We start from the raw sequence: 17,248 nt of genomic DNA, 5'->3' as shown, positions 1-17,248 counted from the left end.
CAATAGTGTATCAATTTTATTTCTGACAGAAATCAAAAACTATTAAGTCATTGATTTAAAGAAATATAGTCGCAAAACAGCCTGCAAGACAGGCCGCTGCTTGCTTGCCTCCCGTCAAATTTCTCTGCCGATCTGGAACACGCGAATTTTGTGCAGTCTCAACGTATGCGGGAAACGTATCGTGCAACGCTATGATCGAACCAGGTCCATGAAACTTCGGCCACCGCACCATCCTGCGCCTGGCTAAGACGCAACACCCGCGGCACCAGCGCGCCTGATTTCTGACCGAAGACCTCGGGCGCCCATTCCGGTACTTCGCTGAGATCGATGCGATCCTCCGCCTTCGATATCCAGAGGTTGAGGCGGGTGCGATAATAGAGATAAAGGGATTCCGACATGTTCTCGATGGCGATAGTGTCGACGTAAGAACCGTCCAGCCAGATTTCTTCGATGGCTGCCGGTTTGCCGGCAATGCGCCGCAGGCGGCGAATCCTGTGTCCTTCGGTCGATGTGCCGAAAGCGGGCAGGTCGGCGGGCTTGGCAAGACGCGCCACATCCAGAACTTCCGCCGTCGGCAGGCCGCCGCCCTCGATCAGTTCAAGCCGGAAGAAGGCGTAGACGCTTTGCGGATCGCTGACGGCGCGAATGTAATTGCCTGAGCCCTGCACCCGCTCCAGCAGGCCGCGCTCCTGCAATTCGGCGAGCGACTTGCGCAACGTGCCAACGGCGATGCCGAGATCGGCCGCCATATCGCGCTCCGGCGCGAGCTTCTCGCCATCGATCAGCCGACCCGCGGCCACTTCGCGCACCAGCATTTCCGCGATCTGCATATACATTGGCAGGCTGCCGCCAGTGTGTTTCATATGCCGTTTCCTCCCCCGAAACAAAAATTGATACATCATTGATTTACATATTTCTTGATGTTATGCAAGAAAAACGAGAGCGGCCCTGAGGAGGAATTGCATGACCGTCGTACCCGTTACATCCGCTGATCTCGATGCTGCCGAGGTCTCCTGGTTTTCCGCTTTGTGTTCCGATGACTACGCCTATCTTGGCGTGCCGGATGGCAGCCTGCGTTCCAGTTTCGAGCATTGTTCCGATATCGTCAAAAAGGCCGAAGAACTCGGCTTCCGCAACATCCTCTGCCCTTCATCCTATCAGGTGGGGCAGGATACGCTGAGCTTCGTCGCTGGCTGTGCGCCGATCAGCGACCGCATCAATTTTCTTGCTGCTATCCGTTGCGGCGAGATGCAGCCGATCATGCTGGCGCGCACGGTGGCGACGCTCGACCACATGTTGAAGGGCCGCCTGACGCTCAACGTCATCAGCTCCGATTTCCCCGGCGAAGTGGCTGATAGCGCGTTTCGTTACAAGCGCAGCCATGAGGTGGTTGAGATTCTGCGCCAGGCCTGGACGCGCGACACCATCGACCATGACGGTGAAATCTACCAGTTCAAGGGCGTCTCCACCGAGCCGGCACGGCCGTACCAGCAAAATGGCGGACCGCTCCTTTATTTCGGTGGCTACTCGCCGGATGCGCTGGAACTCTGCGGCGCGCAATGCGATGTCTATCTGATGTGGCCGGAAACGAATGACCAGCTTGCGGACCGCATGCGTGCCGCAAATGAACGCGCCGCCGCCCATGGCCGCACGCTGGATTATGGCCTGCGTGTCCATATGGTGGTGCGCGATACCGAACAGGAAGCCCGCGAATATGCCGAACATCTTGTTTCGAAGCTCGATGACGAATATGGGCAGCTGATCCGCAACCGCGCGCATGACAGCGGCTCGCTCGGCGTGTCGCATCAGGCGCGTGCCCGCGAACTCGCCGATAAGTTCGGTTATGTCGAACCCAATCTGTGGACCGGCATCGGCCGGGCGCGTTCGGGCTGCGGTGCGGCGCTGGTCGGTTCCACCGACAAGGTGCTTTCGGCGCTGGAGGAATACCAGAAGATGGGCATTCGCGCCTTCATCCTTTCCGGTTATCCGCATCTCGATGAGGCGGAGCACTTCGGCACCAAGGTTCTGCCGCAGATGAAAACCTGCTCCCTGCCACATGCCTATGGCCGGGTGCCTTCTGAAACGCCGGCCACGCCGCTCGGCAACGGGGAACGCCACTGATGGAACGTATCGCTCTTTCCGACAAACTCGAACTCAGCCGCATCGTCTACGGCATGTGGCGCATCGGTGACGATGCCGATACCTCGCCCGCCCACGTGCAGGCCAAGATCGAGGCTTGCCTCGCGCAGGGCATCACCACCATGGATCAGGCCGATATTTACGGCGGATACACGGCGGAAGCCATTCTGGGGGCCGGCCTGAAAGCCGCTCCGGGGCTGCGTGACAGAATAGAAATCGTCACCAAATGCGGCATCGTAGCACCTGCAGGCCGTCACTCCGCCGCCCGCGTCAAGCATTACGACACGACGGCCGGCCACATCAACGCCTCGGTCGAGGCGTCGCTTCGCGACATGGGTACGGATCACGTCGACCTGCTGCTCATTCACCGTCCCGATCCGTTGATCGATGCGGAAGAAACCGGCAAGGCACTCGATGCGCTGGTGGCATCCGGCAAGGTCAAGGCCGTCGGCGTCTCCAACTTTCGCCCGTGGGATTTCTCCCTGCTGCAATCGGCGATGAGCAACCGGCTCGTGACCAACCAGATCGAAATGAGCCTTCTTGCCACGGATTGCTTCACCAATGGCGATCTGGCCTTCTTGCAGGAAAAGCGCGTTTCTCCGATGGCATGGTCGCCGCTTGGCGGCGGCTCGCTGTTCTCCGGTGCTCATGGCGGCACCATGGCCGCCTTGCAGCGCATCGGCAATGAGCAGGGCGTGGATGCCACGGCAGTGGCGATCGCTTGGCTTTTGCGGCATCCGGCCAAAATCGTGCCTGTGCTCGGCACCAACAATATCGAGCGTATCAGAACGGCGGCCGATGCGCTTCGCGTGACGATGGACCGCCAGACGTGGTTCGAACTCTACACCCTTGCGCTTGGAAAAGAGGTGCCGTGATGACAGTGGCAGAGGCGATCAAAATGCCCAATGAGCATGTATTCGTTCCCGGCGGCGAAAACAGCCGCAGCTTCCGCAATGCGCTCGGCGCTTTCACGACAGGTGTGACGGTGGTGACCGCCACGACGCCGGAAGGGCCGATCGGCATGACGGTCAACAGCTTTGCGTCCGTGTCGCTCGATCCGCCGTTGGTACTCTGGTCGCCGGCCAAAAGCTCGTCGCGTTATCAGGCCTTCAGCGGCGCCACCCATTTCGCCATCCACGTGCTGAGCGCCGATCAGGATGTGCTGAGCGCCCGCTTCACCCGCAACGGCCGCGCTTTTGACGACCTCGACTGGGAAATGAACGACGAGGGCGTTCCCGTCATTCCCGGCACGCTTGCCCGTTTCGAATGCCGGCAGGCGGCGTCCCACGATGCGGGCGACCACACCATCATCGTCGGCGAGGTGCTGCGCGCCGCCCATCGCGACGGGGACCCGCTGTGCTTTTCGGGCGGAGCATTTGGCCGGTTTTCACGGCAATAGGCAGAGGCCGATAGTATTTTACCTGCTGCTTAAAAAGAATATTATTACAGAAATATTTCATCAGTATTGCGGAGCGCGCCCGTCGTGCTCCGTTTTTGTTTTTTTATCATCAGTAAAAATACAGTTTGTTCAGTTTTTACTGACAATCATTTTTCAAAAATAGGCTAATTGAGTTGATTGTGACGATGATTCGCCGAATCGGGAGCGAGGCGCCGGTAAGGGAGATAGAATGTCCGGTTGTTTTTGCCGTGACAGGGGTAAGCCGCCGAAGACCGGCCTGAGCGCGACGGTTACGTCGGGCTGTTCGGGGAAGGGACAGGCGAGCTTTTTCGCGCTCGCGTTTTCCGCAGTGCTTGCGCCGTCCGCTCTGGCGGAAACGGTCGTCTGGGTCGGATCGCCGACGGATGACTGGTTCCTGGCCTCCAGTTGGTACGGTTATACGCGCGTTCCTGGATCAAACGATACCGCTAGCATCAACTCCGCCGGGCCGACGATTGCGGCTGGAACAAGCGTAAATCTCGATGGTTTGGTCATCGGGGTCGACGCCGGAGGAACGATGTCGGTGAATGGCGCGCTGTCGACAGTTTCCACTACTCTCGGGTCCTCGGCCGGCTTTTCCGGCAGGTTGGATTTTTCCGGTGCGACATGGTCGAATGACAGCAATGTGTCGGTGGGTAGCAAAGGGATCGGCGACCTCCGTCTCAGTGGCAGCTCGGCGGTTTCCGGCGGAAATATCTATATCGGCGAGACAAATACGGGACAGGGCGCCTTCGTACTGGACAATTCGTCCAGCCTCGAAAATTCCGGCACGGTTTTCGTGGGGTATGGCGGCAGCTTCAATCTGCTGGAGGTGTTGGATGCAAGCCGTCTGGAAACCGGCGAGCTGGTCGTGGCCGATGGGGCTGGGGAGAATCAAGCCACCGTGAAGGGGCAGGACAGCAGCCTGACCGCTTCCGGCAATATGGTTATCGGCAACGGCGGCAGGGGGATTTTCACCATTGTCGGCGGCGGGGCGGTCACGAGCCGGGGCAACACGATCGTCGGCAATCTCGAATCGGCGGACGGAAGTGCGCTCAATATCGATGGCGCCGGTTCCCTGCTGAAAACGGAAGGCACGCTGGTCGTAGGCAATATGGGCGCCGCAACTATGTCGGTCGGCACGGCGGCGGCCGTTCTCAGCGGGACCGTGGTTATCGGCCGCCATTCGGGGAGTTCTGTCACAATAAAAGGTGGCGGCACGAAATGGACGACAGATGGTTTGCTGATCGGCGGCGATGCTTCCGATCCTGCCGAACCCGCAGGCAACGGCAGGCTTGAGGTCACGACGGGCGGTAAGGTGGAGAGCACTTCCGCGCGCCTCGGTATCGTTACGGGCGCGACGGGAGCAGTCACCGTGGATGGCGGCGGTTCTGGCTGGACGGTCGGAAGTGCCGGTCTTGGTGTCGGCATCGACGGTATCGGCTCGCTGGGCGTAAGCGGCGGCGGGGTCGTCGATTCCGCCACCACGGTCCTCGCGGTAAACCCCGGCAGCAGCGGCAGCGCCACGGTTTCCGGTTCCGGAAGCATCCTGCGCAATGCCGGCGACCTCTATGTCGGCGGCGCTGGCGAGGCTTCGCTCCATATCGAGGCGGACGGCGTTGTCATCAGCGATAGCGGATATGTTGCGCAGCTTAGCGGTTCGATATCGTCCGTGACCGTCTCCGGGGGCGGGTCAAAATGGACGCTGGGCAGAACCCTGATTGTGGGCCATCAGAGCGGCACCATGGGAGACGTTTCTGTCACCGATGGCGGCGGCATTCAGGCGGGACAGCTCGCGCTGGGTGCCCTTGAAGGTTCCTCCGGCTCGCTGATGATCCGCGGAGCTGGCTCGGAGGTTACGGTAAAGGTCGACAATAGTCTTGCCTACTCCGGCTATATGGACGTCGGTTACGATGGCTCCGGCAGCCTAATCGTATCCGACGCGGCCTCGCTCGATGCCTATCAGCTTTATCTGGGCACGAAGGCGGGATCGAGCGGCACATTGCATGTGATCGGCACGGGGTCGCGCGTTGAGATCGGCAATGCTCTCACGATTGGCTCCAGCGGCAGCGGCACAGTGGAAGTGGCGGGCGACGGCTCACTGGCGGCGACGACCATCTTCATCGCTTTCGAGGCAGGCTCGACCGGTGTGCTGAATATTGGTGCAACCGCAGGACAGACGGCCTACGCCGCCGGAACCGTGGAAGCTGACACAATCACCTTCGGCGCCGGCAACGGCCGCATCGTGCTCAACCATTCCGAGACGAATTATACCTTATCCGCCGATATTTCCGGTGCAGGCCATGTCGATGCGGAAAACGGCGTCACTATCCTCAACGGTGACAACACCTATTCCGGCGGCACGACGATTTCGGGCGGAACGCTGAAGGGAAGCGCCACGAGTTTCGGTTCGGGCAGGATCGCCAACGATGCGCAGCTTGTCGTGGATGGGGCGGGTACGCTTTCGAATGTCATCAGCGGTTCCGGCACCGTTGAGAAGACGGGCAGCGGGAATCTGGTTCTTACCGGGAACAACAGCTATTCCGGCGGCACCGCGATTGCGGCCGGCACATTGACGGGAGGGGCGACAGGCTTCGGTTCGGGAGAAATCATCAATAATGCGCAACTCGTCGTGGAGGGTGCGGGGATTTTTTCGAATGTCGTCAGTGGCACCGGCGCTTTTGAGAAGACGGGCGATGGCAATCTGGTTCTTAGCGGCGACAGCACATATACCGGCGTTACCGAGGTTTCGTCCGGCAAGCTCAGCGTCAACGGCTCGCTTGTCAGCACCGTTTTCGTAGATGACGGGGCGACGCTTGGCGGTTCCGGCACCATTGGCGGCCTGACCGTTGCTTCCGGCGGCACGCTTTCGCCAGGCAATTCCGTCGGCACGCTCACCTCCACCGGCGATGTGACATTCGCCAGCGGCTCGGTCTATGCGGTCGAAATCGATGCGTCCGGCAATTCCGACAGGCTCGATGTCAATGGCACGATCACCATCGGCAACAATGTCAATCTCGTCGTCACGACGCTTTCGAGCCATTCGGCCTATAGTCTCGGCACACGATACACCATCTTAACGGCGACGGGCGGCGTTAGCGGCGTTTTTTCCAGCATAGATGAAAATTTCGCCTATTTGATCGCAAGCGTAACCAAGAGCACCGATGGCGGTACCGCTTATCTCTCCTTCACCCGGACATCGCCGGAGGCAGGGCTCCTTGCCTCCGCGACGTCGACGGAAAATGCGGGCGCGGCGAATGCTGTCGAGGCGCTCGGGGAGGCTGCGCCGCTTTATCAGGCAGCCGTGTTTCTTCAGCAGGGAGAAGCCCAATCCGCCTTCTCGCAGCTTGCCGGTGCACTCCAGCCTTCGCTTGCAATGGCATTGATAAGCCGTAGCCAGCTGACGCGCGACGTTATTCTCGACAGGATGCGCAGCGCCTTTAACGGCATCGATGCGCGACCGATTTTGCCCCTTGCCGGTTCAGGCGGAAGGCAACCAGAGAATATCGGCGAAGACCACCTCACTTTCTGGTCCAGTGGTTTTGGCTCGCGCAGTCGTCTCGGTGGCGATGGTCATGGTTTTTCTGTCGAGACCAAGGGTGGCGGCGTTCTTTTCGGTGTCGATGGAGATTGGGACAACGGCTGGCGCACGGGTCTGGCCGCCGGTTACGGTCACGACACCGTCAGCCAGATCGACCTCGCCGCCTCGGCGAATGTGGACAGCTATTATCTCGCCGCTTATGCGGGCACGGCGATTGGACCCACTTCCCTGCGCTTCGGCGCAATTCACGCCTTCCAGAATGTGGAAACCCAACGGGCGATTTCGTTTTCGACACTGAAGGGGGAACTCGCTGCCGGTTACGATGCCTCCACCACGCAGGCCTTTGCCGAAGCGGCCTGGCGTTTCGACTTCGACCCGACCCATGTCGAGCCCTATGCCAATATCAGCTACGTGAACACCCATACGGATGCTTTTCGGGAGGTTGGCGGCATTGCCGCCGTTTCGTCCGGCCCGGCAAACCACGGCCAGCTCTATACCACGCTCGGCGCGCGCATCGGTCGCGATTTCGCCGTTGAGGGTGGGCTTGGGCGGGCGATGTTCGACGTGGCGTGGCGACATGGCTATGGCGATCGGACCCTGGAGAGCAGATTGTTTTATGATGGCGGCAGCGGCTTTTCCGTCGCAAGTGCTGCGACGGCACGCGATGCGGCATTGCTGAATGTCGGCCTGAGCTATGATCTCAATCCCTTCGCCACTTTGACATTCCGTTATGGCGCAGTTTTCGGAGCGGGGGTGCTGGAGCAATCCGCCTTTGCCGAGCTGGGAGTTCGTTTCTGATGACGTGCACTCTAAACCGGCTCTGGAAAGCATTCCTGCTTATTCTCGCCGCCAGCGGTGGAGCGAATGGTTCGACTGCGCAGGAGGCTGCGAAGACGGCTGCGCCCTTGCATGAGGTTTATGGTAGCTGGCAGGTCGCCTGCGCGGCGCTTGCGAAAAAAGGGGATGCTGCTGCAACCCCAATACCGCTCTGCGCCATCGCCCAGATACAGCTCGAGGAAAAAACGCGAAAGTTGGCCATGTCCGCCGAATTCCGGCTGGACGATGCGGCAAGGCCGGAAAGGCTTTCCGGCGCATTGGTGATGCCTTTCGGTCTGGCGGTCACGAAGCTTTTTTCGGTGAAATCCGGAAATATTCGGCTGCAGGAAGTACAGGTCAGCACCTGTCTGCCGGTGGGTTGCATTGTTTCCTTCACGCCATTCGTGGAACTCGTGTCGGCTTTGAAGGCGGAGCAGACCTTGACGATTGAGGCCCCTGATCTCGAGGGGCGCATCATTTCGTTCCAGCTGCAGGGCAAGGGATTTGCCGAGGCGCTGAAGCGCCTCGAAAATCTGCGTTAAGCGGCAACGGAGTCCGGTTCGCCGGTCCCTTCTGGCTTCTGCGGTTCGGCGTGTTTTTCCGCCTTTTTCCGGCGGGAGAACAGCCCGGTGAGGAAATGGCCGAACCGGCCCATTTCCACGAAGATGACGGGCGTGATGAACAGCGTCAGCAATTGCGACACGATGAGGCCGCCGACCACGGCGATGCCGAGCGGCTGGCGCAGTTCCGAACTCGCGCCCGAGCCGAGCGCGATGGGAAGCGCCCCAAGCAGCGCGCAGAAGGTCGTCATCATGATCGGCCGGAACCGGCGCACGCAGGCCTCGTGAATGGCGGTTGCGGGCGGTTCGGCCTTTTCGCGCATCAGTTCCACCGCGACATCGATCATCATGATCGCGTTTTTCTTGACGATGCCGATCAGCATCAGCAGGCCGATCAGCGCGATGATCGAGAAATCCATGCCCATCACCTTCAGCGCCACCAGCGCGCCGAAGGCCGCCGCCGGCAGGCCGGAGAGGATGGTCAGCGGGTGGATGAAGCTCTCGTAAAGCACGCCGAGAACCACATAGATGGTTAGCACCGCCGCCAGAATGAGGATGCCGGTATTGCCCTGGCTCTGCTGGAAGATCGCCGCCGTGCCGCCATAGCTGGTGAACACATCCTGCGGCAGGCCTATCGTGCTCTTGATCTGATCGATCCGGCTTGTGGCATCGGACAGCGCCACGCCATCCGGCAGGTTGAAGGAGATGGTGGTGGAGACGAGCTGGCCCGTCTGGTTGATGGTAACAGGCGCCTGTGTGCGGGTGAGGCTGGCGAAGTTTGAAAGCGGAACCAGAACGCCCGATTTCGCCGAAAGAATGTTGATATCGCTGAGGAAATCATCATTCCACGGTTTCGAGCTGTCGAATTCCACAATCACGTCGTAGCTGTCGCCGGTCGACTGGATCTGTGCCGCCGTATAACCGCCAAAGGACATTTCCAGCGTCTTGCGCAACTGGTCATTGGTGATGCCGAAGGCGGCGGCCTTTTCCGGGTCGACGGAAATCGTTGCGGCGATCGCGCCGTTCTGGGCGTCCGAGGTGACGGAGGTGAAGGTGTGGTCGCGGCGCATCGCCTCCATCAGCTTGTTCGACCATTCATTGGTCGTGTCGGCGTTCAGGCCCTGAACGACGAGCTGGTATTGGCTGGCGGAGCTGCGCCCGCCGAAACGCAGGCTCTGCTGCGGATTGATATAGGTGCGGATGCCCGCCACTTTCGACGTGGCCTGCCCCAGTTCCGCCAGCACCTGGCTGAGCGGCGCGCGCTCTTCCTTGGGCTTCAGCTCCACGAACATCGAGCCGTTGTTCAGCGGATTGCGTGAATTGCCGCCGACAATGGAGGTGACATGCACCACGGCCGGATTCTTGCGGATCTGATCGGCGACCTGAGCCTGGAGATCGCGCATCGCCGTATAGGAAATATCCTCACGCGCCTGCGTCGAAACGGAAAGACGGCCAATATCTTCCTGGGGAAAGAAGCTGGAGGGCAGGGTTTCGAAGAGATAGAGCGATGCCGCGACCGAAGCGAGAAACGATGCCAAAACGATGCGGCGATGGGAGAGGCACCAGCCGACGGCGCGGCCATAGGCACGCAGCGTGCGTTCGAAACCCGCATCGAACCAGCGGATGATCGCCGGTGGTCTGGAGGAGTGGCCGGAGAGGCGCGAAGCGAGCATCGGCGTCACCGTCAGCGAGACCAGCGCCGAGGCCATGATCGCGAGCGTGACGACCATGCCGAACTCGTTGAAGAGCCTGCCGATAACCCCGCCCATCAACAGGATGGGAATGAAGACGGCAACCAGCGAGATGGACATGGAAAGAATGGTGCTGCTGACCTCCGCCGCGCCCTGAAGGGCCGCTTCGCGCATGGGCAGGCCTTTTTCATGCAGGCGCAGGATGTTTTCCAGCATGACGATGGCGTCGTCCACCACCAGCCCCACCGAAAGCGTCAGGCCGAGCAGCGAGATATTGTCGATGCTGTAGCCCAGAACATACATCATGCCGAAGGCGGTGATGAGAGACAGGGGGACTGCAAGACCCGGAATGATGGTCGCCGTCAGGTGCCCAGTGAAGAGATAGATGACCGCAACCACCAGCCCGATGGTGAGAAACAGCGTGAACTGCACGTCCGAAATCGCGTCCTTGATGGCGGTCGAGGCGTCATTCATGACGTTGATATTGACCGAAGGCGGCAATTGCTGGTGAAGCGCCGGCAGCTTGGCCTTGATGGCGTCCACTACGTCGACCGTATTGGCGTCCGGCTGGCGCTGCACGGCGAGAACGATGGCCTGTTCGCCGTCGAACCAGCTGCCGGCATTGGTGTTGTCGATGCTGTCGGTGACATTGGCGATATCGCCGAGATGGATCGGCGCGCCATTATTCGTCGAGACGACCAGCGAGCGGAAGGCGGCCGCATTGGTGCGCTGGGTATCGGCCTCGATCGTCAGGCGCTGATTGTCGTTCTGTAGCGCCCCGACGGGCACCTGATTATTCGCCTGGGCGATGGCGGTGGTGACGGTGTCGACGCCGAGCCCTCTTGCCTGAAGCTGGGCCGGATCGAGGCCGATACGCACGGCATAGGTCTGCGCGCCATAGATGCTCACCTGCGCGACGCCCGATATGGTGGAAAGAAGCGGCGAGATGATGTTCTCGGCGATTTCATCGACCTTGCTGGTCGGCATCTCCTTGCTGTTGACGGCCAGCAGCAGCACCGGCGCATCGGCCGGGTTGGTCTTGCGATAGCTCGGCGTTGTCGTCATATTGCTCGGCAATTGCCGCTGTGCGCGGGAAATCGCGGCCTGTACATCGGCTGCCGCTGCATCGATATCGCGGTTGAGATCGAACTGCAGCACGATCGAGCTGTTGCCGAGCGTATTGGTGGCGCTGATTTCGCTGACGCCGGGAATGGTCTCGAACTGCTTGACCAGCGGTGTGGTGACCGATGTGGCCATGGTTTGCGGCGAAGCACCTGACAGCGACGAGGAAACGTTGATCGTCGGGAAATCCACCTTCGGCAGGGCGGCGACGGGCAGCAGGCGGAAGCCGGCAAGCCCGGCCAGCACCAGGCCGATGGCGAGAAGCGTGGTGGCGACGGGCCGGTTGATGCAGAAATTGGGGATCATTGGTCGCCAACCTTCTCCTGCGGAATATTGGCGGCCAGATTGCCGGCCGCGCCGCCCTTGTCGGAAAATTGCTCGACAACGAACTGGCCGTCGGCAAGTTCGGATTGACCCTCGATAATCACATGCTCGCCGCCATTGAGGCCGCTTGCGATGGCGGTAAGATCGCCGTTCGAGCGGGCGACTTCCACCGGCGTCATATGGGCATGATGCTCGCTATCGACGGTATAGACGAAATTGCCCTTCGGCCCCGGCCGCACGGCAACCGTCGGTACGACGATCATTTCATCGTCCGACACGAAGTGGGCCGTGACGTTGACGGACTGGCCGGGCCATAAAAGACCGCGATCGTTCTTGAATTCCGCCTTGGCCAGCACCGTGCCGGAGGTCTGGTCCACCGTATTGTCGTAGAACCGCAGTACGCCGCTCATCGGTTCGCCCCCCGTCGCCGCGGGGTCGACATCGACTGCGGTATCCTTCGCCACGCCTTCGCGCAATTGCGGCAGATAGCGCTGCGAGAGCCGGAAACTGACCGAAATCGGATCGTATTTGGTGATCGTCACGATATTGACGCCGGCGCTGAGATAGGCGCCGGGGCTGACGCTGATATCGCCGAGCCGCCCATCGAAGGGGGCGCGGATTTCCATGTGCTCGAGCGTCACCTGGTCGGAGGCAAGCGTTGCCTTGTCGGCATCGATCTTGGCGCTGGCGCTATCCCGCGCCGCCCTTGCCTGATCCAGCACCTGCTGGGATTCCGCGCTCTGCTTGACGAGGTTGGCGGCGCGCTGGAAGGCGGCCTCCGTCTGCTCCAGCGTTGCCTGATCGGCCGCGATATTGGCCTTGTCCTTGTCGACAGCGGCGCGGGCGATGCGGTCATCCATCTTGAGGATAAGGTCGCCCGCCTTGATATGCTGACCGTCCTTCGCCTCGATTTCCATGACGAGGCCGGCCTGAAGCGGCGCGATATTGGTAATGTCGGCCGCAACCGCCCAGCCCGTCGCCGTTGCATCCATCGGCAGCGTCGCCTTGCCGACGGCGATGGTGCTGACGGTGGGTGGCCCGCCATTGCGCCGCCCTCCGCCCTGTCTTTGTCCCTGCTGCCGGGCTGGTTGGCCGCTTTGGGAGGACTGCGTCGCCGTTTCGGCGTCGGCCCTGGGAGACACGCTGGCAAATTGTTTGAGATAGGGGACTTGATCGAGCGGCAGGCGATCCTTGAAATACCAGGCACCGGCGGCTGCGATGGCAAGAACGCTGAGAGCGGTCCAGAAACGTTTCATCTGACGATTCCGCGTAATGAGAGCGATACATGTTTCCCGAACATGTGCGGTAAGCCTTGGGAGCAGCTTTCCCCCACAAGACACCCAATGCGCTGCGAAATCACCTTAAACTTTTGTAATGGCGGCGACAATGACCGTCGCTATATGCCCTGTCTTTTGGGGAACTGACGTTTTCGGTTCCTGCCCCATGCAATGCTTGACCATGTTCCCTTTCGCCACTGGTTCCGGCCAAAGAAAAAGCCGCCTCGTTTCCGGGGCGGCTCTGGCATGGATGGTGAAAAGCCTCCGATTAGAAGGCCCGGATGGCGTTGCGGGTCGCAAGCACGTCCTCGGCGACATTGCCCGTCGTTGCCGGTACGGAGCCGACGAGATCCAGGAACTTGTAAAGTTCGGTGGCCTGCGAGTTGGTGACATAGATGATGTCGCGATCCTGCATCGGGAACTTCGTGGCGGCGAAGAAGGTCGACGGATCGCGCAGATTGGCGCGGAAGATGACCGGAACGTCCTGTCCGGGGAACTTCGACGTATTGATGCCGAGCTTCACGAGAAGATCGCGCTTGACGATACGATAAACATAGACCTGAGCCGGGTCGGCACGGGAATCGAGCAGTCCACCCGCTTTGCCGAGTGCATCCGAAAGCTTGAGATCGGCATCCTCGAACTCGAAACGTCCGTTGAGGCCCGAAGCGCCGAAGGCAAGGTAGGTGCGGCGCTCACGTTCCACCATGATCGTGTCGCCCGGAACCACATAGATGTTTTCGGACGGCGTGCTGACGAGGTGGTTGTAGTTGACGCGGGCGGTCTTGCCGCGGCGGATCAGCGTGACATAGGACTCGATATTCGGGGCGCTGAGGCCCTTTGCATAGGAGATGACGTCGAGAACCCGATCGCCCGCTTCCGAAAGCTGAACCTTTGTTGGCTCCTTGACGTCGCCCAGCACGGAGGCCTGTGCGGAGCGGCTGGAAATCTTGGTGATGAGAACCTGCGGCTCGATGGCGCGGTTGGCGAGCCGTTCCTCGATTTCGCTCTGCACATCCTCGACATTGCGGCCGGTGGCGCGAATCTTGCCCGCATAGGGGACGCTGATATTGCCTTCCCGGTCCACGGTCTGGTTCGGCAGGCTGATGAAGTTGCCGGGACGGCTGCCCGCGTCGTTCGGAATGAACAGGCCGCCGGCCTGGCTTTCAAAGATTGCAACCTGCACCACGTCGCCGACGCCCATCGGCAGCGCCGGAACGCCGCCCTTGCCGCCGCCGAAACTGCCGAGCAGGGTGGTGGTTGTGGTGTCGCCGACGTAATTGAGGACGGAACTGTTGATGTCGAGCAGTGCGTAGTCGACACCGGCGGTTTTCTGCTTATCCTTGGAGGCGAATTTCACCGAAGCGTTAGATTCGATCGAGGCTGCATCGGGGCCGGAGGCCGCGGTCACCGTGCAACCCGCCAGTGCTGCAGAGGCAAGCAGAATCGAAACATTCAATAAACGCATTTGGTCCTCGAAATGAATGCCGTCCGAAAAGCAGAAATAATCCGGACATCGTATAAGTTTTTAAAAATAAGCACTTCATAAATGACACCGGTAAAGGAAATCCAAACCGGCATTACATCCGTTCAGCGGAATCGCATCCCTGGATGTTTACCTCCCCTATCAGGCATATGCCCAATTTCAGACGATGCTTCAAGTTCATCATCGCTCAACTGCGCCGAAAAATTCCGGGCGGGGCACGGTGTTCGAACCTTCTGATGGTGTCAGTATTGTTGCGCTTCAATATTCAGTTGGATGCCATAATCTCTTTGATTGCTGCATTGCGCTAGTGCAGTTTTGTCACGCTTGCGCGGTTTCTTTTGCTGTTGACTGACGTGAAGACTAATCAATTGTTTTATAAAATAATTTTTCCTATTTCAGTATAAATGCTTCTGAAATAAAGAGCCTGCCCGCGACTTCAAGTCGTTCTTTAACTCCCGGAATTGCGAGGTTCGCGTCCACGCTAATCGTCAGACCCTTGGACTGCTATGCAGCACTGGCATTATGTCGGCGATATGCCGAAGCGGGCAGAGCCACCCATTCATGTATCCCGAAACGTATTGCGGCCATCTGAACAATGGCAGGCAGGGCAACGCCAATGATTGTCGTGATTGCCAACAGGCTCGCTATGTCCGTTACATGAAGCAACTTGACCGCGACAGCCCGGCCAAAACCGATGGCGATGATATGCATCACATAAATTCCGACGGACAACTGGCCGAGTGTCTTGAACATCAATGAAATAGGGCTTTCGCGAATAACTAGTGCCTGCGAAATTGCGATCATCAAGACTATGCCGAGACCCGCCGATAAGAAAGGAAACCGTTCGGGGATTTCAATTTGCCACGAGACATAGGCGGAAATCGCAAAGGCTGCCAAAAGCGCGAGAAATGAGGGCGTCGTGTATCGCTTCTGCTGAAAGCCGTATTGTTTTGCGACAATGCCGAGTGTGAAATAGATCAAGCCATACGCAATGTCCCATGGGACCTGTTGGCCCTGCAGATAAAAGAAAATGAACAGAATAAGCGCGAACGCCGCTCGGACGAGGGCAGGCACCCGAAGGAATACATGAGAGGCAAGTTGGCAGAAAAATAGTGAGTAAAGAAACCAGAAGGGGCTGATTGGGCTCCATAGGATTTCCAGGACTCTGGTAAAATCGATGGTCGTGTTTGTAAGACCCAAACGCCCCATCACCACCATCAGGCTGCCATGCAGGACTGACCAGAATAGATAGGGATAAACGATATTTCTTACGAGCTTGGCGAAAAAATCCCTAGGTGCGGTATCTTGTCCAGAGAAGAACAGTCCCGATACGAAGAAAAAAAACGGCATATGGAAGGTGTAAATTGCATAGTCGGCGAAGCCCATAAGGCTGAAGTGCGGCGGCGCAACGGAACCATTTAGGCCTCTTTCCGCATGGCCGAAAACAACAAGGAATATACACAGACCTTTGGCGACATCATAACTATAGTCACGCGGAATATTAGGTTTCATCCAAGCACTCAATGGAAGTTTTCATGTGTAGATGTTGGCCGAAGGCATTTCTTTATTACGCCCGCTCAGCCAGTGCGAAATTCACCGTATCCGCGAATTCCCGCAGGAAGCGCTCGCGTGAGAAGCGGGCGGCATTGTTGATGCAGGCGTTCTTGTCGAAGCGGTCGGAATTGTCGACGAACTCCTGTACGGCGGCACAGATCGCCTCCGGTGTCTGCTCACCGAAATAAAGGCCGGTCGGATGGTTGGAGGCGCCGAGCGGAACGACGGTTTCCAGCACGCCGCCCTTGCCATAGGCGATGACCGGTGTGCCGAGCGCCTGGGATTCGACGGGCACGATGCCGAAATCGTCTTCTGCTGCAAAAACAAAGGCCCTGGCCTCGGCCATGTATTTGTGAAGTTCCTCATTGCCGACGAAACCGAGGATTTCGACATTCGGCGTGGCGATTTCGCGGATGCGTTTCATGTCCGGTCCGTCGCCGATGACGACCAGCCGTTTGTCGGGCATCTTTGCAAAGGCTTCAACGATCAGGTGCACCTTCTTGTAGGGCACGAGCCGCGATGCCGTGACGAAATAGTCACCCTTAAGCTCGGACGGGGAAAGATGGGACGTGTCCACCGGCGGATAGATCACGGTGGAATCGCGGCCATAACACTTGCGCACCCGGTTACGGATGAATTTGGAGTTGACCGTCATCAGGTCGACGCCGTTGGCGGTGCGGATGTCCCACATGCGGATATAGTGAAGAATGGCGCGCGCGATCCATGAGGTGAAGCCGCGCGTCAGTCTGGTTTCCTTGAGATACTGGTGCTGGAGGTCCCAGGCGTAGCGGATGGGGCTATGGATATAGGAGACGTGAAACTGGCCCGGGCCGGTGATGACGCCCTTGGCGACCGCATAGCTCGAGGAAATCACCAGATCGTAGCCGCTCAGATCGAACTGCTCGATGGCGAGCGGCATGAGCGGCAGATAGGAGCGGTATTTTTTCCGGGCGAAAGGCAGCTTCTGGATGAAGGATGTGTTGACGGGGCGGCCGCCGAGAAACCCCCGGTCGCGCTCGCTCATGAAATCGACAAGGCAGTACAGATCCGCGTGAGGATAAATTTCAAGAAGGTTGTGAAGCACTTTTTCGGCCCCGCCTCTGTCGGTGAGCCAGTCATGCACGATTGCCGTCTTCATAATTTCCTCAATAATTTCAACGTAATAAAAATTAATGTTCCGCCATGGAATAAAGTTTGGCGGTGTAGAATATCAGGTCTGTCTGCAGCCCTTGAAAATACGGCTGGCGGCGTCAAATAGCGTAACGATTAATAAAAATATGCGGGTATGTCTGTGGTGGCCTAGCGTTAGTCCGCTCTTTAATAG

The 17,248-nt window shown here is 59.0% G+C and carries 11 protein-coding genes; 5 read left to right on the top strand and 6 right to left on the bottom strand.

What is annotated here, in order from left to right:
• Positions 1–158: 158 nt before the first annotated feature.
• Positions 159–863: a GntR family transcriptional regulator gene (locus FGF54_RS16250; RefSeq protein ID WP_142780420.1), complete on the bottom strand. Its 705-nt coding sequence runs from the start codon at positions 861–863 to the stop codon at positions 159–161.
• 100 nt (positions 864–963) lie between these two features.
• On the opposite strand from FGF54_RS16250, the gene FGF54_RS16245 reads away from it, so the two are divergent.
• From FGF54_RS16245 to FGF54_RS16225, 5 genes are all read left to right on the top strand, one after another.
• Positions 964–2,121, top strand: coding sequence for an LLM class flavin-dependent oxidoreductase (locus FGF54_RS16245; protein WP_142780419.1), 1,158 nt, complete (start codon positions 964–966; stop codon positions 2,119–2,121).
• Positions 2,121–3,014, top strand: coding sequence for an aldo/keto reductase family oxidoreductase (locus tag FGF54_RS16240; protein ID WP_142780418.1), 894 nt, complete (start codon positions 2,121–2,123; stop codon positions 3,012–3,014). Before FGF54_RS16245 ends, FGF54_RS16240 begins: the two co-directional genes overlap by 1 nt.
• Positions 3,014–3,538 carry a flavin reductase family protein gene (locus FGF54_RS16235; RefSeq protein WP_003519878.1) on the top strand — a complete coding sequence of 175 codons (525 nt, stop codon included), beginning with the start codon at positions 3,014–3,016 and terminating at the stop codon, positions 3,536–3,538. Before FGF54_RS16240 ends, FGF54_RS16235 begins: the two co-directional genes overlap by 1 nt.
• Positions 3,539–3,767: 229 nt before the next feature.
• Positions 3,768–7,895 (top strand): autotransporter domain-containing protein, encoded by a 4,128-nt coding sequence (locus FGF54_RS16230; protein ID WP_142780417.1) that lies wholly within the window; start codon positions 3,768–3,770, stop codon positions 7,893–7,895.
• Positions 7,895–8,455, top strand: coding sequence for an invasion associated locus B family protein (locus tag FGF54_RS16225; protein ID WP_142780416.1), 561 nt, complete (start codon positions 7,895–7,897; stop codon positions 8,453–8,455). The genes FGF54_RS16230 and FGF54_RS16225 overlap by 1 nt, the downstream gene beginning before the upstream one ends.
• Here FGF54_RS16225 and FGF54_RS16220 read toward each other — a convergent pair.
• The 5 genes from FGF54_RS16220 to FGF54_RS16200 all read right to left on the bottom strand — a co-directional run bounded on the left by FGF54_RS16220 (position 8,452) and on the right by FGF54_RS16200 (position 17,062).
• Complete coding sequence (locus tag FGF54_RS16220) at positions 8,452–11,592, bottom strand: efflux RND transporter permease subunit (RefSeq protein ID WP_142780415.1); 3,141 nt, start codon at positions 11,590–11,592, stop codon at positions 8,452–8,454. The genes FGF54_RS16225 and FGF54_RS16220 overlap by 4 nt on opposite strands.
• Positions 11,589–12,866 carry an efflux RND transporter periplasmic adaptor subunit gene (locus FGF54_RS16215; RefSeq protein ID WP_059758188.1) on the bottom strand — a complete coding sequence of 426 codons (1,278 nt, stop codon included), beginning with the start codon at positions 12,864–12,866 and terminating at the stop codon, positions 11,589–11,591. The genes FGF54_RS16220 and FGF54_RS16215 overlap by 4 nt, the downstream gene beginning before the upstream one ends.
• 289 nt (positions 12,867–13,155) lie before the next feature.
• Entirely contained in the window at positions 13,156–14,352 is a 1,197-nt protein-coding gene (locus FGF54_RS16210) for a polysaccharide biosynthesis/export family protein (RefSeq protein WP_003519875.1), read from the bottom strand.
• Positions 14,353–14,874: 522 nt separating this feature from the next.
• Positions 14,875–15,882, bottom strand: a complete 1,008-nt coding sequence (locus tag FGF54_RS16205; protein ID WP_142780414.1) for an acyltransferase family protein — start codon at positions 15,880–15,882, stop codon at positions 14,875–14,877.
• A 55-nt stretch (positions 15,883–15,937) separates the two neighbouring features.
• Positions 15,938–17,062, bottom strand: a complete 1,125-nt coding sequence (locus FGF54_RS16200) for a glycosyltransferase family 4 protein (protein WP_080854588.1) — start codon at positions 17,060–17,062, stop codon at positions 15,938–15,940.
• Positions 17,063–17,248: the final 186 nt, after the last annotated feature.

This window comes from Agrobacterium sp. T29 (assembly GCF_006970545.1).
Taxonomy (GTDB): domain Bacteria; phylum Pseudomonadota; class Alphaproteobacteria; order Rhizobiales; family Rhizobiaceae; genus Agrobacterium; species Agrobacterium leguminum.
Note: the sequence above shows the minus strand (reverse complement) of the source record. Positions and strands in the feature narration are given on the sequence as shown.